This window comes from Streptomyces sp. NBC_00335, from assembly GCF_036127095.1.
In the GTDB taxonomy this organism is placed as follows: Bacteria; Actinomycetota; Actinomycetes; order Streptomycetales; family Streptomycetaceae; genus Streptomyces.
Map to the genome: position 1 here is coordinate 3,742,998 of NZ_CP108006.1, position 15,987 is coordinate 3,758,984.

A 15,987-nucleotide genomic window follows, 5' to 3' on the forward strand; every position below is an offset into this window, starting at 1 on the left:
ACGAACCCTTGCGGTCAGTTCCTGTCCTCAATCACCGGAATCACTGATTTTCCTGCCGGACCGGCGGGAGTTCCTTCTGCGGCTTGGGGAGGAGGGCCTTCTTCAGGTCCTGGGCACCCTTCGCGTCGAGGCCGTACATCGCCTCGTAGATCTTGCGGACGGCCGGTCCCGAGGCTCCGGAGCCGGTGCCGCCCTGGGAGATCGTCATGACGATCGCGTAGTCCTCGGTGTAGGAGGCGAACCACGAGGTGGTCTGCTTGCCCTGGACCTCGGCCGTACCGGTCTTCGCGTGCATCGGGATCTGCTTCTGCGGCCAGCCGCCGAACCGCCAGGCCGCGCTGCCGGTGGTGGCCACGTCGGCGAGGGCCCCGTCGATGTCGCCCAGGAGCTTGGAGTTCATCGGGAGCTTGCCCTGTTCCTTCGGGGCGATCTCCCGCACCGAGGTGCCGTCGGCGCTGACCACGGCCTTGCCGATGCTGGGCTGGTGCAGGGTGCCGCCGTTGGCGATGGCGGCGTAGACGGAGGCCATCTGGATCGGGGTGACGAGGGTGTCGCCCTGGCCGATGGAGTAGTTGATCGCGTCGCCCTCGCGGAGCTGGTTGCCCTGGCGGCAGTTCTCGTAGGCGATCTTCTCGGCGTACGAGCCGTTCTTCTTGCCGTCGCGGCACCAGGCGGCCTTGTTCGCCTCGAAGAAGTCCTTCTTCCACTGGCGGTCGGGGACCCGGCCCGGGACCTCGCTGGGCAGGTCGATGCCGGTGCGCTTGCCGAGGCCGAACTCGTGGGCGGTCTTGAAGAACCAGTCGCCGGGCTTGGCCTTGGGCTTGATGCCGCCGTCCTTCTTCCACTCCTTGTCGGCGATGGCGTAGTAGACGGTGTCGCAGGAGACTTCCAGGGCCTTGCCGATGGTGATGTCGCCGTAGCCCTGGGACTCGAAGTTGGTGAAGACCTGGCTGCCGACCGAGTAGGAGCTCGGGCAGCCGTAGAGCCGGTTGAAGGGGTAGCCGGCGTTCACCGCGGCCGTCGAGGAGACCACCTTGAAGATCGAGCCGGGGGCCGCCTGGCCCTGGATGGCGCGGTTCAGCAGCGGGTAGTTCGAGGCCTTGTCGGTGAGGGAGGCGTAGTCCTTCGCGGAGATCCCGCCGACCCAGGCGTTCGGGTCGTAGGTCGGGTTCGACGCCATCGCGACGACCCGGCCGGTCTTGGCCTCCATGACCACGACGGCGCCCGAGTCGGCCTCGTAGTGGCGGCCCGTGTTGTTCTTGTCGATGCCCTTGCGGGCCTCGATCATCGCGTTGTTCAGCTCGCGCTCGGCCACGGCCTGCACGCGCGAGTCGATCGAGGTCACGATGTCGGCGCCCGGCTGCGGCTTGTCGCTCGTGCCCTCGCCGATGATGCGGCCGAGGTTGTCCACCTCGTAGCGGGTGATGCCCGCCTTGCCGCGCAGGTCCTTGTCGTAGGTGCGCTCCAGGCCGCTGCGGCCCACCTGGTCGGAGCGCAGGTACGGGGAGTCGGAGCCCTTCGCCTTGGTGATCTCCTCGTCGGTCACCGGGGAGAGGTAGCCGAGCACCTGGGAGGTGTTGGCGCCGCTGGGGCCGGCGTAACGGCGCAGGGCGGTGGGCTCGGCGGTGATGCCCGGGAACCGCTCGGCGTGCTCCCGTATCTCCAGGACCTGGTCGGTCGTCGCCTCGTCGGTGATCGGGATCGGCTGGTACGGGGAGCCGTTCCAGCAGGGCTTGGGGGTCTTGGCGTCGCACAGCCGGACGCCGTTGACCACGTCCTCGGGGTCGAGGCCCAGCACCACGGCGAGCTCCGTGAGGACGCCCTTGCCGCGGTCCTTCATCTTGGAGAGCTCGGTGCGGCTGGCGGAGACCACCATGCGGGTCTCGTTGTCGGCGAGCGGGATCCCGCGGGCATCGAGGATCGAGCCGCGCACGGCGGGCTGGACCACCTGCTGGGTGTGGTTGTTCTTCGCCTCGTCCGTGTACTCCTGGCCGTTGCGTATCTGCAGGTACCACAGACGCCCGCCGAGGGTCAGCAGCAGCGAGAACACCACGATCTGGATCATGACGAGCCGGTTCTGGACCCGGGGTGTGCGCCCGGTCTCCGGTATGTTGCTCAACTCGGCTCTCCCCGGGACTGGTCCTCGCCTGACCCGCCCGAGTCTAGATGGCCCGCGGTACTAGAACGGGAACTGCGTCCGGCCGTGCTGGACCGAGATCCACTTCTGGGTGGTGAAGGCCTCGATGGTGGCCTCGCCGTTGAGGCGGCCCATGCCGGAGGCCTTCTCCCCGCCGAACGCCGCGAGCGGCTCGTCGCCGATGGTGGAGTCGTTGACGTGGATCATGCCGGTCTCGATGCGCTTGGCGAAGCGGACCCCGCGCTCCACGTCCCGGGTGTGGACGGCGCCGCTGAGTCCGTACGGGGTCGCGTTGGTGAGGCGCACCGCCTCGTCCTCGCCGTCGAAGACGACGAGGAGGGCGACGGGACCGAAGATCTCCTGGCCGAGCAGCGGGGAGTCCTCGGCGAGCCCGGCGAGCACGGTGGGCTCGACCAGGTTGCCGCGCGTAGAGCCCCGTACGAGCGCCTGTGCGCCGGCCTCGACGGCGCGGTCGACGAGCGCGGTGAGGGCGTCGGCCTGGAAGGAGTTGATGAGCGGGCCGATGTGGGTGTCGGCCTCGTGCGGGTCGCCGGTCTTCAGGGCGCGCACGCGGGTGGTGAACTTCTCGGTGAACTCCTCGGCGACCGAGGCGTCGACCAGGATCCGGTTGGCGGCCATGCAGACCTGGCCCTGGTAGACGAAGCGGCTGAAGACGGCCGCGTCCACCGCGTAGTCGAGGTCGGCGTCGTCGAGGACGACGAGCGCGCTGTTGCCGCTCAGTTCCAGGACGGTCCGCTTGAAGTGGCGGGCGGCGACCGCGCCGACGTGCCGGCCGACCCGGTCGGAGCCGGCGAAGGAGATGACCTTGGGGACGGGGTGCGTCAGGAGCGCGTCGCCTATCTCGGCGATGTCGGTGACGAGCACGTTGAGCAGGCCGGCGGGCAGGCCCGCTTCCTCGAAGATCTTGGCGATGACCCCGCCGCCGACGACGGGCGCGTTCTGGTTCGGCTTGATGACCACCGCGTTGCCCAGCGCCAGGGCCGGGGCGACCGACTTCAGGGTGACCAGGAAGGGGAAGTTGAAGGGGCTGATCACGGCGACGACCCCGACGGGCAGGCGCTGGATCCGGTTCTCCTTGCCCTCGACCGGCGAGGGCAGGATGCGGCCCTCGGGGCGGACGGCCAGCTGCATGGCCTCGCGGATGAACTCCTTGGCGAGGTGGACCTCGTACTCGGCCTTGGGACGGGTCCCGCCGAGCTCGTCGATCATCGCCTCGACGATCTCCTTCTCGCGCTCCTCGGTGATCCGCAGGGCGCGTTCCAGGACGGCTCGTCTGGTGTAGGGGCTGGTGGCGGCCCAGTCCTTCTGGGCGCGCTCGGCCGCCCGGTAGGCCTGGTCGACCTGCTCGACGGTGGCCACGGTGATGGCCGCGAGCTTCTCCCCGTTGTACGGGTTGACGTCGATGATGTCCCACGACCCGGTTCCGGCCAGCCATTCGCCGTCGATGTACTGGTGAGCCAGGTCCTCGAATATGGACATGCCATCCCTTACGTCGAACGCGCTTCCTTGCGCTGCACCGGAGACCCAGTGGTCATCCGGGTCATCGTCACGCTCTGATTATCACGGCCTGATCAGGCGTCATAGTACGTGTGAATCAAGACAGTTGGAGCAGACCGCGAAGGAGATCCCGGGTCTTGTCGGGGTCCGGGCAGTCGCTTTGGAGGCGCACCATCGCGCGCTCGTACTGCTTCACTTCCTCGTCTTTGTCGAGGTAGAGGGCGCTGGTGAGCTGTTCCAGATAGACGACGTCCTGGAGGTCGGACTCGGGGAAGCGCAGCAGGGTGAAGGCGCCGCTCTCGCCGGCGTGACCGCCGAAGGAGAAGGGCATGACCTGCAGGTGCACGTTCGGCCGCTGCGAGATCTCGATGAGGTGCTCCAGCTGACCGCGCATCACGTCCCGGTCGCCGTACGGGCGGCGCAGCGCGGCCTCGTCGAGGACGGCGTGGAAGACGGGGGCGTTCTCGGAGACCAGCACCTTCTGGCGCTCCAGGCGCAGGGCGACCCGGCGGTCGATCTCGGCGCGGCCGGCGCCGGGCATGCCGCGGCTGACCACTGCCTGGGCGTAGGCCTCGGTCTGCAACAGGCCGTGCACGAACTGGACTTCGTAGATGCGGATGAGGGAGGCGGCGCCTTCCAGACCCACGTACGTCTGGAACCAGCCCGGCAGGACATCTCCGTAGCTGTGCCACCAGCCGGCCACGTTGGCCTCGCGGACCAGCCCCAGGAGGGACTCCCGCTCCGCGCCGTCCGTGACTCCGTAGAGCGTGAGGAGGTCCTCTACGTCTCTGGCCTTGAAGCTCACCCTTCCCAACTCCAAGCGGCTGATCTTCGATTCGGATGCGCGGATCGAGTAACCGGCCGCCTCACGGGTGATGCCGCGGGATTCTCGGAGTCGCCTGAGCTGGGAGCCCAGGAGGATGCGGCGCACCACAGAACCACTGGCTTCTGCGGTCACGAGTCCTGCCCCTCCCCATGCCGTGGATGGATACGTACGGGTACGCGTATGTAGCTGCGTCTGACTGCGTCGCAGGGGCCCCCGCGCCCCTCAAAGCCCGCAGTCTGCCACCAAAACGCATCTGTCCGTACTCGTTCTGTAACGGATTTGGCCGCGCTGTAAAAGAAGTCCGTAAGTCTGCGTAGGAAGAAATGGGCAAGAACCGTGACGGGGCCGGACAGGTCCGGCGCGTGCACGTGCATCTGCCCTTGCATCCGGCTCCGGCATTCGGAACCATGGTCCCGCGCACCTGCGTGCCCCGCAGTTCTTTCGAATCCCGGGAGTGCCTCGCATGGGGACGAATGGATCGACCATGCTCGAGCCGTTACGGCAGGGGCTTCCCCCGGTCGACCCCACGGCTGTCTCCGGGTCCGCGTCCTGCGCCCTTCCCGCCCGCCTCGAAGCGGTGCGAGGTGCACGCACCTTCACGCGTTCCACCCTTTCCCAGTGGGGCCTCGACGACCGGTTCGACGACGTGGCACTGGTCGTCTCCGAACTCGTCACCAACGCGCTGCGCCATGCCCTCCCGGACGACGTCCTGCCGGCCGCGGGCGAGAGCGAGCCGCCGGTGCGCCTGCACCTGATGCGGTGGAGCACCCGGCTGGTGTGCGCGGTGCGCGACCCCAGCGAGGACCGGCCCGGCGGGAGCTTCGCGCCGGAGGCCACCGAGCGCAACTGCGACCTGGAGTCGGGGCGCGGACTCTTCCTCGTCGACTCCTACAGCGACAGCTGGGGCTGGCATCCGCTCGCGGGGCGGCTGACCGGCAAGGTGGTCTGGGCGCTGTTCACGCTCCAGGAGTCAGCTTGACCCGGCCCTGAAGGACCGGGCTTGGAGGTAGGGCACCACTGGTTGTGGTGTGGCCTCCTCCGTCCGGACCACCCCTATGGGGTGGCTGGGACGCGTGACTCACGCCCCGCGGTCCACACGGCTTCGCCTTTGCGGGCGAGGTTGTGGGACGCGTTGTCGTCCGCGTGCATGATGACGCCGCAGGCGCGGCACACGAACGTTGCCTGATCGACCCGGTTCCTCCGGTCGATGTGTCCACACTCGGAGCACTGCTGGCTGGTGTACGCCGGATCGACGTACACGAGTGGCACTCCGGCCCGCCGAGCCTTGTAGGCGATGAACTGGCCGAGCTGGTGGAAGCTCCACACATGCAGTGGTGCCCGCTGGTCCTTGCGGAGCCGTACCCGGTCGCGGATGCCCGTGAGGTCTTCCAGGGCGATCCCACGGCCGGTGCGTTCAGCGGTGGTGACGATCTTCTTCGAGATGATGTGGTTGATGTTCGCCGCGTGCCGCGCCTCTTTGCGGCCGCGCTGCTTCAGGCGCCGCTTCGCGGACCGGGTGCCCTTTGCCTGCAACTTGCGGCGGAGTTCCGACTGCCGCTTGCGGTGCCGATTCACACCGCGCCCGGCAGCCCGGTAGCGGGTGGACGTGGTGGCGATGTTGACGATGCCGAGATCCACACCGATAAACCCGGACGGGTTCTCGTTGACCGGGGCCTCGGGGATCTCGCACACCGCGATCAGGTAGAACACGCCGTCGCGCTCGATCAGGTCCGACTCGCCCTTGCGGTACTCGCGGAGCAACTTGAGCGCGTCCGCGGAGCAGGCGAAACGAACTTCCTTGAGCCGCCCCGCCGTGGTCCAGATACTGACGGTCCGCGCGTCGAACTGCCAGGACAGGCACCGGTCGTCGTACGGATGGGCGGCCTCGGGCCGGAACGTGACCGGCTTCGACTCCACCTTCAGCCGGCGCTTCGAACCGGGCCTGCCGAGATTTCCGGCCCGGATGTTCGCCTTCAGCGTGGCGTACGCATCGCACACCTTCTTGATCGTGTGCTGCGCGGCCTGCGCCCCGAGACCGGAGGCCTTCAGCTCAGCGTAGGTGTGCTTCCGCAGTTCGTACTCACGCGGCACACCGTGCTCGAACGCCACGAAGGACACCCAGTTGGCCCGTTCGTTGACCATGCGCAGGGTCGCTGACAGCCCGGATGCCTGCGCGGCATCCGGCATCAGCTTCACCTGGGCAACAACCTTCACGCAGAAGACGCTAGGAGGACCGGCCGGAGCGGATCAACCTGAGGCCAGAACAGCTACACAGCGCAGACGCCCAGGACCTCTACCGAATCGCCACATAGACGACAAGCGGCCGGGATTGATCATGGCGATCAATCCCGGCCGCTGCACGTGCATGGCTGATCCTCGGCTGGTCTTCAGCTGATCAGGTGGTCGAACTCGCCGTCCTTGACACCCAGCAGCAGCGCTTCTATCTCGGCCGGCGTGTACACGAGTGCCGGTCCGTCCGGAAACCGCGAGTTGCGCATCGCAACGTCACCTCCGGGCAGTTTCGCGAACTCCACACAGGAACCTTGCGAGTTGCTGTGTCTGCTCTTCTGCCAGGTCACCCCGTCAAGCTCTGCAGCTGCCATCCCGTTGTACGCGTGGTCCACAGGAAGCCCCCGATAGTGCAGATGTCAACTGCTCCGGATCATAGCTGTGTTCATGAACGCCTGCATGGGCAGATGCACGTGCACGAACGGAGGGCAAGCCACCACTAAGGGTGACGACCTTCCCCGGGCCCGGGACGGGACGGGGTGCGCAGGGCGTCGGAGACCTCCTCCAGGGAGTCCAGCAGCTGCCGCGCCGCCCCGCGCAGCACGCCCGGATCGGGGGTGTCCCCCTCGGCCAGGGCCGCGCGGACCCCCTCCCAGTCGGGCACCCGGCGCTCCCGTACCGCCTTCGCTCCCGCCTCCGTCGCCTCGCGCAGCGCCCGGGCCAGCTCGGCCGCGCCGGGGACCGGAGGGCGGGACCGGTCCGGGAAGTGCGCCTCCAGCAGCATCGCGTGACGGCCCATCGCGGCCAGGGCCCGGCCCGCCTCCTCGGCGGCCGCGCCGGAGATCCCGCGGTGGCGCACCGGCTCCCCCGAGGCCCGGTCCACCGCCTCCTGCCAGGCGACCCGGGCGTCGCGCACCGCCAGCAGGGCGGCCCGCACGTCCTCCCGCCGGGCCCCGGCCGGGTCGGCGTACTGCCCGAGCACGGCCGCCGCGTACCGCCCGTTGGCCGCCACCCAGTCCGCCAGCCGGGTCCGCAGGCGCGGGGTCTCCCAGGCCGGGTAGACGGCGTAGGAGATCATCGCGAGGACCCCGCCGACCAGGGTGAGGGTGACGCGGTCCGGCACGGTCTGGTCCCAGCGCAGGCCGCCCATGCCGAGCAGGAAGACCACGTAGGCGGAGACGAAGACCATCGAGACGGCGTACCCGGTGCGCATGAAGGTGTACATCAGGCCCGCGCTGACGACGGCGAGCAGCCCGGACACGTACATCCCCGGGTGCGCGAGCTGGACCACGGCCGTCGCGAGGGCGACTCCGACCAGGGTGCCGCCGAAGCGGGCGACGGCGCGGGTGTAGGTCTGCGTGAAATCGGGCCGCATGACCATGACGGAGGCCATCGGCGCCCAGTAGGCGTGGCCGAGCGGCAGCACGTGGCCGATGCCGTAGCCGGCGCAGGCCACGGCGGTGACCCGCACGGCGTGCCGCAGGATCGGCGAGCCGGGGTGCAGCTCGGCCCGTACGGCGGCCAGCACCATCGGAGCGAGCGCCGGCAGGGTGGGCCGCAGCATCGACTCGCCGGGATCGGCGGTGCGCCCGGAGCCCGGTTCGGCGGTGTCGAGCACGTCGTCCAGCAGGGCGGCGAGCCGGCGCGCGGCGCGCAGCGCGGCACCCTGGAGCAGGTCGGCGGTGTCGGGGGCCTTGAGCACCGCGAGGTCCGGCCCGGGCAGCCGTACCGCCTCACCGCGCCGGATCGCGTGCGCGGCGGCGTCCAGCACCGCCCCGGCCGCGGCGAGCAGTTCCCGTGCCCGGTCCCGCCCCGGCCCCTCGGCCGGGGCCCCGACCGCCGGGTCGGCCAGCAGGGCCAGCACCGGCCGGATCCGCTCCGCGATCCCCCGCGCGCCGTGCAGCTCGGCGGGGCGGCGGCGGGACTGGCGCACCGTCACCGTCGCGGCGTCGCGCGCCCTCATCAGCGGCTGCGGGTCGAAGGAGGCGACGGGGTCCTGGCGCAGGCGGCGGGCGTAGTCGGCCTCGGCGGCGAGGGCGTCGGCCAGGGCGTCGCGCTGCGCGCCCCAGCGGCGGATGGGGAACAGGACGATCAGCAGGGCCTGCACCACCCCGCCGGCGGCGATCATCGCGGCGTGCCCGGCGGCCTGGGGCACGGAGGTGGGCAGGGTGACGGTGACCAGCATGATCGCGACGTTGCCGGAGGCGATCATGCCGGCGGTGGGGCCGGCCGCCCACATCAGCCCCGCCGCGAAGCTCCACACGGCGAGCAGCAGCAGGAAGGCCACGGTGTGCGAGGACCCGACGAGGTAGCCGATGAAGGTGGACAGGGCCAGGGTCAGCCCGGCGGCGAGCGCGAGGACGGGCCGGGGACGCCAACTCTTCTGGAAGGTGGCGACGGCCGCCATGTACGCGCCGAAGGCGGAACTGGCGGCGGCGCCGGGCCCGAGGAAGGCGAGGCTCAGGCCGATGACGATGGCCAGGCCGACGGCGGCGCGGAGCGCGAGGAGGGGTTGGAGCCGGGTCCGCTCGACCCGCAGTCCGGATCGGGCGGTGTCCTTCAGCGCCCGGACCCAGCTCATGGCCCCGAGCGTAGCCGCGGCGGGGTCGGAACCCGGGAGCCCGCGCCTGGCCGGCCAACGCGTCGGGGCCCGGCCCCGGGTGCGCACCGCTGCGCGGGGCGAAGTCCCCTACTCGCCCTTCGCCCGTTCCCCGGGGCTGTGCCCCGGACCCCCCTGGGGCTCCGCCCCGACCCCGCGCCGCAAACGCCGGCGAGGCTGGATTTTCCTCGCAGCCCTGGCCGGCTCGCCCCCACAGGGGGGCCGGGCTACGGCCGGAGGGAGGCGCGGCCGGCGTTCGCCACGTGCGCCCGGTCGGCGGCAGCCGTGCCGTCCTCCCACCCCGCGAGGTCGGTCGCCCCGCGCAGCCGGGTCGTCGTGGTCCGCGGGAACATCTCCTCGGCCCGCGAGGTGACCGCCACGTCCCGGGCTACGAGGGCCGGCAGGTTGCCGGGGGCCTCGGCCACGGTGTCGGCCACCGTGTGCTCGGCCGTCTCCGCGAGCCGCTGGCCGAGCCGGCTCGCGTAGGCCAGGAGGAAGGACTGCCGGAAGGTCTTGGTGCGCTTGCGCCCGCCCGCCCGCTGCCCGGCCTCCGCGCGGGTCATCGCAGCGGTGCCCTGGACGAGCAGGGAGGTGTACAGCAGTTCCACCGCCTCCAGGTCGCTCTCGAAGCCGACGACGGTGGAGAACTCGTAGGCGCTGTTCCACACGGACCGGCAGCGGTTCGCGCCCGCCACCGCGTCGAGCAGCACCGCCTTGGCCTCCTCGTACGGGGCCTCGACGCCGATCCGGCAGGCGCCGGGTATCTGCGTGCTGCCCGACTTCACCGCGAGCAGGGCCGCGTCCACGGTGTGCCGGGCCATGAGCTCCTGCGCCTTGGCGCTGAGCGCCTCCGCCTCCTCCGGGAAGGTGGTCGCCTCGGCCTTCGCGAGCAGCGCCCGGATCCGCCCGAGCATGCGGGGCTCGATGTGCGCGTGTTCGAGTACGTCGGCGGGGTCACCCGGCAGCGGCCCGACCGGTTCGATGGACGGCAGCCGGATCAGCAGCCGGAACACCTCCAGGACGGCCCCGGCGAGGCTGAAGCGGTCGGTGCGCTCCCGCTGGACCAGCCGCTCCCCGTACTGGGGGTCGTCCCCCCACCACGCCTCGGCCTCGGTCCACCGCTCGGGCAGCCGCGCGTACCGCCGGGCCTCGGCGGCGATCAGGTCCTCGGTGATCCGCAGGTGCGGCTGCTCCAGGTCCCGGCGTACGAGCCGCAGCACGTCGGCCGGGCGCCACCCGCGCTCCCAGGCCTGCCGCAGGTACGCCTCCCCGCGCGCGAGCAGCGCCTGCCCGACCCCGCCCCACCGGTCCCCCTCGGCAACGAGCACCGACGCCCCGGCATCCAGCCCGGCGTCGTCCTGGTTGTACAGCGCGGCCTCACAGGCCCGGTCGACGATGTCTCTCACCTCTTCAGCTTGGCATGCCCGCCTGCTCCGCCTTCTCCCCGTCCCACTCGGCCCTGGCGGCCGCGATCTGCGGGCGGTGGGCCAGGGACCAGTCGGCGAGGCCCTTCACGAGGTGCGTCAGGCTGTGGCCGAGCGCGGTCAGCTCGTACTCGACCTGCGGCGGCACGGTCGGATACACGGTCCGCCGCACGAGTCCGTCGCGCTCCAGGCGGCGGACGGTGAGGGTCAGCATCCGCTGGGAGACGCCCTCCAGGGACCGCTGCAGGGCGTTGAACCGCAGGGCTCCGGCGGCGAGCTGGACGACGACGAGGACCGACCACTTGTCGCCGAGCCGGTCGAGGACGTCGCGGATCCCGCAGTCGTCGTCGCAGCTGACGACGGGGGCGGGGGCAGGCCCGAGGGCAGGCCCGGGGCCGGTTACATCGGTGTGCCCTGCTGACATGAATGTGCCTCCTTATGCGCCGCGCACTGATCGAACACGATAGGCGTGACGCGAAACGCGCAGCTCAGACGCACACCCTGATGGCTCGGAGGCCCTCCCATGCTCTTGATCACCGGCGCTTCGGGCGGCCTCGGCTCCCTGGTCGCACAGCGGCTGGCGGACCGCCCGGACGTCCGCATCGGCACCCGCCGCCCCACCGGCCCCTCCCAGGTCCAGGTCGACTTCGACGTCCCGCCGACCCTGGACTTCCGGGGCGTGGACACCCTCCTGCTGATCTCCGCCGGCTACGGGGAGGACGACGAGGTGATCAGCCGTCACGAGGCGGCCGTCACGGCGGCCGAACGGGACGGGGTCCGCCACGTCGTCTACACGAGCCTCACGAAGGACGGCGACCACCTCCCCTACGCACTGGCCCACCGCTGGACGGAACGCCGCCTCGCCGCCTCGCCCTCCCTCGCCTGGACCGTCCTGCGCAACGGCCTGTACGCGGAGCTCCTGGCCGCCCTGGCCGCGCCCGGCCCCGACGGGCGGATCACCGCCCCGCTGGGCCGGGGCCGACTGGCCGCGGTGGCCCGCGAGGATCTGGCGGAGGTGGCGGTACGGGTGTCCCTCGACCCCGCCGCACACGCGGGCCGGGTGTACGAACTGGTGGGAGACCAGCCCCTGTCGGGCGCCGACCTGGCCGCCGCGACGGACTCCGTCTACGCCCCGGCCACCCTCGCCGAGGCCCGCGCGGCCCTCTCCGCCCCCGGAACGGCCCCCTTCCAGCCCCCGATGCTGGTCGGCACCTACTCGGCCATCGCCGCCGACTTCCTCTCCACCCCGGACCAGGGCCCCCTCCGCACCCTCCTGGGCCACACCCCACGCTCGGCCCTGGAGACCTACAAGACCTCCCAACAAATCCAGCCGTCCGGCGTTTGAGTGTTCTCAGCCGTCCGGCGTTTGAGTGTTCTCAGCCGTCCGGCGTTTGAGGACCGGGGTCTGGGGCGGAGCCCCAGAGGGGCCCGGGCGCAGCCCGGCACCCCTCCCCAGCCCGTCCGGCGCTTGAGGACCGGGTCAGGGCAGAGCCCTGGGAACGGTGGAAGGGCGGGTAGGGGAACTCCGCCCCGCGCAGCGGCAGGGGCCACCACGCGGACTGCGGCCCCGCGCAGCGGCAAGGGTCGCTGCGCGGACCGCGCCCCGCGCACCGGCACGCACGCCTGTACGAGCGCGGCGCGCACGAGCACTGTCGGACCCCGATGGGACACTCGCACTCATGAGCGATCGCACCCCTCGGTGGGCCCTCGCCGAGGACGGCGACGCCCGCTGGCACGCCGCGCCCCTCCCCGGTCCCGACGGGCCCACGGACGGAGCCCGTGTCACCACCACCGACCCCGCCGAGGCGATCCGCGCCGCCCCCGCCGGCACCCGCTGGGTCTGGCGCTCCACACAGGCCGTCTACCCCCGGCTCCTCGCCGCCGGAGCCCGCGTGGACCGCTGCCACGACATCGAGGACGCCGAGCTGCTGCTGCTCGCCCACGAGGGCCGCCTCGGCGAGCCCCGCTCGGCGGCCGCCGCCTGGGCCCGCCTGACGAACGCCCCCGTACCGCCCGATCCCCCGCAGCGCGCGGCGGAGCCCGGCAGCCAGCACTCGCTCTTCGACCCCCAGCCCGCCCCCGTACCGCTCGACGCCCTCGTCGCCGTCCACGCCGACCAGGCGAAGCGGCTCGACGCCACCGCCCACCCCGACCGGATGCGGCTGCTGGTGGCTTCCGAGTCGGCGGCCTTCCTGGTCGCCGCCGAGATGAACCGCGCGGGCCTGCCCTGGCGGGCCGACGTCCACCGGGCCCTGCTCACCGAGCTGCTCGGCGAGCGGTACGCGGGCCGCGGCCAGCCCCGCCGGCTCGCCGAGCTGGCCGACGAGGTCTCGGCGGCGTTCGGGCGCCGCGTACGGCCCGAGCTGGCCGCCGACGTCATCAAGGCCTTCGCGGAGGCCGGGATCAAGCTCAAGTCCACCCGCCGCTGGGAGATCCAGGACCTGGAACACCCCGCGGTGGAGCCGCTGCTCGCGTTCAAGAAGCTGTACCGGATCTACACCGCCCACGGCTGGTCCTGGCTCGCGGACTGGGTCCACGACGGCCGTTTCCGCCCCGAGTTCATCCCCGGCGGCACCTTCACCGGCCGCTGGGTCACCAACGGCGGCGGGGCCCTGCAGATCCCCAAGGTGATCCGCCGGGCGGTCGTCGCCGATCCCGGCTGGCGGCTCGTGGTGGCCGACGCCGACCAGATGGAGCCCCGGGTGCTCGCCGCGATCTCCCGGGACCCCGCCTTCATGGAGGTGGCCGGCCGCCCCGAGGACCTGTACACCTCCATCTCCCGCCAGGGCTTCTCCGGCGACCGCGACATGGCCAAGATCGCCGTCCTCGGCGCGGTGTACGGGCAGACCTCCGGGGACGGCCTGAAGAACCTTGCCGCGCTGCGCCGCCGCTTCCCCCGGGCCGTGGCCTACGTGGACGACGCCGCGAAGGCGGGCGAGGAGGGCCGGCTCGTACGGACCTGGCTGGGCCGGACCTGCCCGCCCCCGGCCGATCCGGAGGAGGCGGAGGAGGCCCCCGACGGCTATGTCCCCAGCTACGCCTCCACCGACGCCCGGGCGCGCGGCCGCTTCACCCGCAACTTCGTCGTGCAGGGCAGCGCCGCGGACTGGGCGCTGCTCCTGCTCGCCGCCCTGCGCCGGTCCCTCGCGGAGGCGGGGATGCGGGCCGAGCTGGTCTTCTTCCAGCACGACGAGGTCATCGTCCACTGCCCCGAGGAGGAGGCGCAGGCCGTGGCCGCGGCCATCCGCGAGGCGGGCGACCTGGCCGGCCGCATCACCTTCGGCGACACCCCGGTCCGCTTCCCCTTCAGCACGGCGGTGGTCGAGTGCTACGCGGACGCCAAATAGCCGCCCGCCACTACTGCCCGTACTCCGCGGCCCACTTCCGGCTCGTCGCGAGCTCCGTCATCCGCTCCACCGTCAGCACCGGCGCCTTGCGGGTCGCCGCCGACGACTGGCTCTCGGAGTTGAACGAGGACACGATCACCCGGGTCCCGTTCGGCAGGAGCGCCTCGGCGCTCCACCAGATCACGCCCTTCCCGCCCTTCTCCCCCGGCCGCTTGCGGGTCAGGAACTTCGTCCCGTCCGGCAGCGTCTCGGCAGAAACGAACACCTCGTCCCACATCCCCGGGTACTTCACGCTGTCGGGCTGGATCTGGAGGCTGACCAGCGACTTGCCCTTGCCGTCGTCGAGCACCAGGTAGCCCAGGTCGTCCCCGTCATCGTCCCGGCGCACGACCGGGATCCCGTCCTTGCTCAGCATTTCGCCCAGGATGTCCACGGCCTTCGGCCCCCGGCGGGCGGGCTCCTGCTGCGGCGACTGGCCGGCGGCGGGCAGGTCGTTCAGGGCGGGGTGCCACAGCGGGGACGTCACGAGCGCCTTGAGCTGCGCGAGGGTCAGCGGCGGCGTCGGGCGGGCGACGGGCGCGCCCTTCTGTTCCTCCGCGTTCCACTCCTGGGCGTCCACGAGGAACCCCTGGGGGGTCACGACCGTGGCGCGCCAGCACTTCGTGTCCTCGCGGCGGTCGGGGTACTCGTACCCCTTGAGGAGCAGCAGCCGGGAGCCGTCCGGAAGCTTCTCGGACGTGCAACTGTCCGTGTTCAGCGTGACCTTGGAGGGGCACTTCAGCATGTCGTCGGCCATCTCGCCCTTCGGGTCCACCCGGCTGAGACCGAAGGCGATGCGGCCCTTGCCCTCGCCGTCACCGAAGACCCCGGCCACCATCGGGCCGCCCGTCCGCTCGCCCGTGCCCCTCGCCTCGATGTTGCTGAGCTGCCCCTGTGGCAGCAGCTGCTTGAACACCCCGGTCAGCTGCTCGGCGGAGACGGCCCCGCTGCCGACGCGGTCCATGCCCGGCGGCGGTGTCTGCGGGGCGGGCGGCTCGGGCGAGTTCGCCACGACCTCGCCCCGGTCGCCTCCGCCGCCCGGGCCGAGCAGCCCGTTCGCGTAGGCCCCGAAGGAGCCGATCAGGGCCAGGGCGAGCGCCGAGCCGCCGGCCACGGCGGCCCGGCGACGGGCCACCATCCGCCGCCCGCGCCGCTCCCCGGCGTCGACGAGGTCGCGGCCTTCGGCCGTGAAGCCCTCACCCGTACGCCGGAGGGCTTCACCGAGCTCATCTTCAAGGGACATGCGGAATCGAACCTTCCGTTCACAGGGATCGTGGAATGAGGAGAAGCGGAGAGAAGGAGGTGCGCGGGAGAGGGGCGGGAGGGGGCGGGAGGGGCTCAGCGCCCCGCGAACTCCGCCAGAGAACCGCCCAGTTGCTCCCGCAGCCGGGTCAGCGCTCGCGAGCTGCGGGTCCGTACCGCCGCCGAGCTGACGTTCATCGCGTCGGCGGTCTCCTCGACGCTGCGGTCCTCCCAGTACCGCAGCACCAGGACCGCCCGGTCCTTCGGCGCCAGCCTCCCCAGCGCCTCCAGCAGCGTCAGCCGCAGCGCGGGATCGCCGCCGGCCGGCGCGCCCGCGTCGGGGAACTCCCCGACCGGGCGCTCCCCCGCCGACCGGCGGCGCTGGTGCGTCAGGAAGGCACGCACCAGCACGGTTTGCGCGTACGCCGCCGGATTGTCTATCCGTGCGACGCGCGCCCAGAGCAGGTACATCCGCCCGAGGGTCTCCTGTACGAGATCCTCCGCGAGGTGGGTGTCACCGCTCGTCAGCAGACAGGCCGACCGGTACAAGTGCGCCGATCTGCCCATCGCGAACTCACGGAACCCATCTCTGCGTCCGTACCCCATCCACTCCCCCTCGTGTGCGT

Annotated in this window: 13 protein-coding genes; 3 read left to right on the plus strand and 10 right to left on the minus strand. The window is 71.7% G+C overall.

What is annotated here, in order from left to right:
* Positions 1-40: 40 nt before the first annotated feature.
* From mrdA to OHA37_RS16740, 3 genes are all read right to left on the minus strand, one after another.
* Positions 41-2,119 carry a penicillin-binding protein 2 gene (gene mrdA / locus OHA37_RS16730; protein WP_266905992.1) on the minus strand — a complete coding sequence of 693 codons (2,079 nt, stop codon included), beginning with the start codon at positions 2,117-2,119 and terminating at the stop codon, positions 41-43.
* A gap of 60 nt (positions 2,120-2,179) precedes the next feature.
* Positions 2,180-3,637: an aldehyde dehydrogenase family protein gene (locus tag OHA37_RS16735; protein WP_266905994.1), complete on the minus strand. Its 1,458-nt coding sequence runs from the start codon at positions 3,635-3,637 to the stop codon at positions 2,180-2,182.
* A gap of 115 nt (positions 3,638-3,752) precedes the next feature.
* Entirely contained in the window at positions 3,753-4,613 is an 861-nt protein-coding gene (locus tag OHA37_RS16740; RefSeq protein ID WP_443046176.1) for a helix-turn-helix domain-containing protein, read from the minus strand.
* Positions 4,614-4,944: 331 nt separating this feature from the next.
* Between OHA37_RS16740 and OHA37_RS16745 the strand changes: the two genes are divergently transcribed.
* Positions 4,945-5,460, plus strand: coding sequence for an ATP-binding protein (locus OHA37_RS16745; protein ID WP_266905996.1), 516 nt, complete (start codon positions 4,945-4,947; stop codon positions 5,458-5,460).
* Positions 5,461-5,534: 74 nt separating this feature from the next.
* On the opposite strand, the gene OHA37_RS16750 is transcribed toward OHA37_RS16745, so the two are convergent.
* From OHA37_RS16750 to OHA37_RS16770, 5 genes are all read right to left on the minus strand, one after another.
* Positions 5,535-6,695 (minus strand): RNA-guided endonuclease InsQ/TnpB family protein, encoded by a 1,161-nt coding sequence (locus tag OHA37_RS16750; protein WP_266905998.1) that lies wholly within the window; start codon positions 6,693-6,695, stop codon positions 5,535-5,537.
* A 173-nt stretch (positions 6,696-6,868) separates the two neighbouring features.
* Complete coding sequence (locus OHA37_RS16755) at positions 6,869-7,105, minus strand: DUF397 domain-containing protein (protein ID WP_112450436.1); 237 nt, start codon at positions 7,103-7,105, stop codon at positions 6,869-6,871.
* A 104-nt stretch (positions 7,106-7,209) separates the two neighbouring features.
* On the minus strand, positions 7,210-9,291 hold the full coding sequence (locus tag OHA37_RS16760; protein WP_266906000.1) for an FUSC family protein: 2,082 nt from the start codon (positions 9,289-9,291) through the stop codon (positions 7,210-7,212).
* A gap of 245 nt (positions 9,292-9,536) precedes the next feature.
* Entirely contained in the window at positions 9,537-10,715 is a 1,179-nt protein-coding gene (locus OHA37_RS16765; RefSeq protein WP_266906002.1) for a DUF2786 domain-containing protein, read from the minus strand.
* Positions 10,716-10,719: 4 nt separating this feature from the next.
* Complete coding sequence (locus tag OHA37_RS16770; RefSeq protein WP_266906004.1) at positions 10,720-11,157, minus strand: winged helix-turn-helix transcriptional regulator; 438 nt, start codon at positions 11,155-11,157, stop codon at positions 10,720-10,722.
* 99 nt (positions 11,158-11,256) lie between these two features.
* Here OHA37_RS16770 and OHA37_RS16775 point away from each other — a divergent pair, with 99 nt between their 5' ends.
* Entirely contained in the window at positions 11,257-12,078 is an 822-nt protein-coding gene (locus OHA37_RS16775; RefSeq protein WP_266906006.1) for an NAD(P)H-binding protein, read from the plus strand.
* A gap of 334 nt (positions 12,079-12,412) precedes the next feature.
* Entirely contained in the window at positions 12,413-14,080 is a 1,668-nt protein-coding gene (locus tag OHA37_RS16780) for a bifunctional 3'-5' exonuclease/DNA polymerase (RefSeq protein WP_266906008.1), read from the plus strand.
* A gap of 10 nt (positions 14,081-14,090) precedes the next feature.
* On the opposite strand, the gene OHA37_RS16785 is transcribed toward OHA37_RS16780, so the two are convergent.
* Positions 14,091-15,362, minus strand: a complete 1,272-nt coding sequence (locus OHA37_RS16785) for a hypothetical protein (protein ID WP_266906010.1) — start codon at positions 15,360-15,362, stop codon at positions 14,091-14,093.
* A 95-nt stretch (positions 15,363-15,457) separates the two neighbouring features.
* Entirely contained in the window at positions 15,458-15,967 is a 510-nt protein-coding gene (locus OHA37_RS16790) for a SigE family RNA polymerase sigma factor (protein WP_266906012.1), read from the minus strand.
* Positions 15,968-15,987 lie beyond the last annotated feature (20 nt).

Coding starts and splice junctions, on each gene's coding strand:
- OHA37_RS16735 (WP_266905994.1), bottom strand. CDS start 3,637: ATGTCCATATTCGAGGACCTGGCTCACCAGTACATCGACGGCGAATGG.
- OHA37_RS16760 (WP_266906000.1), bottom strand. CDS start 9,291: ATGAGCTGGGTCCGGGCGCTGAAGGACACCGCCCGATCCGGACTGCGG.
- OHA37_RS16785 (WP_266906010.1), bottom strand. CDS start 15,362: ATGTCCCTTGAAGATGAGCTCGGTGAAGCCCTCCGGCGTACGGGTGAG.
- OHA37_RS16780 (WP_266906008.1), top strand. CDS start 12,413: ATGAGCGATCGCACCCCTCGGTGGGCCCTCGCCGAGGACGGCGACGCC.
- OHA37_RS16770 (WP_266906004.1), bottom strand. CDS start 11,157: ATGTCAGCAGGGCACACCGATGTAACCGGCCCCGGGCCTGCCCTCGGG.
- OHA37_RS16775 (WP_266906006.1), top strand. CDS start 11,257: ATGCTCTTGATCACCGGCGCTTCGGGCGGCCTCGGCTCCCTGGTCGCA.
- OHA37_RS16745 (WP_266905996.1), top strand. CDS start 4,945: ATGGGGACGAATGGATCGACCATGCTCGAGCCGTTACGGCAGGGGCTT.
- OHA37_RS16790 (WP_266906012.1), bottom strand. CDS start 15,967: ATGGGGTACGGACGCAGAGATGGGTTCCGTGAGTTCGCGATGGGCAGA.